The following is a 577-nucleotide window of genomic DNA, read 5'->3' on the forward strand; positions in this document are numbered from 1 at the left end:
CCTGGCTGTGCCACCCCACGGTGACCGGACTACCGATCCCAGAGTGGAACGCGTTGATCACCACGATCACCACCCTGCACCACCAGCAACAACGGGAAGCCGAGCTGGACAAACGACGCGGCCACCGTCCCCGAAAAACCCGCCCCGGCCCCGGACGTCGCCCCTGCTCACCCTCGCCGACCGGCTCCTGGCCACCGTCCTGCACCAACGCCACGCCCTGCCCCAGGTTGCCGTCGCCGCCCTGTTCAACGTCCGCCCCGAAACCATCAACCGGCGCATCCGCGACACCCGAGACCTGCTCGACCAGGCCGGCCACACCATCGAGCACACCGACCAACCACTGGCCACGCTCGACGAGCTCTACGAGCTCGCCGGAACCGCAGGCATCACCATCCCAACACGAATCACGACAGCGAGTTGATGATCTGCAAGCCCTAACTGAACGGCATTGGCACTAGAGCGTGTCCCTTGGATCATGGGACGGGGTCGCGGAGCCAGATCCTGATCGAGGCGACGTCGATGGTTCCGCGGAACATGTAGTCGCGCTTGTCGTAGCGGGTGGCGACCGCGCGGTGGC

At 66.2% G+C, this 577-nt stretch carries 1 protein-coding gene; it reads left to right on the top strand.

What is annotated here, in order from left to right:
• The first annotated feature begins 43 nt into the window (after positions 1–43).
• A complete protein-coding gene (locus KME75_RS44670; protein WP_219420717.1) occupies positions 44–421 on the top strand; it encodes a transposase family protein in 378 nt (125 codons plus the stop codon).
• The last annotated feature ends 156 nt before the right edge of the window (positions 422–577 follow it).

Origin of the sequence: Pseudonocardia nigra, assembly GCF_019396355.1 — a bacterium.
Taxonomy (GTDB): domain Bacteria; phylum Actinomycetota; class Actinomycetes; order Mycobacteriales; family Pseudonocardiaceae; genus Pseudonocardia; species Pseudonocardia nigra.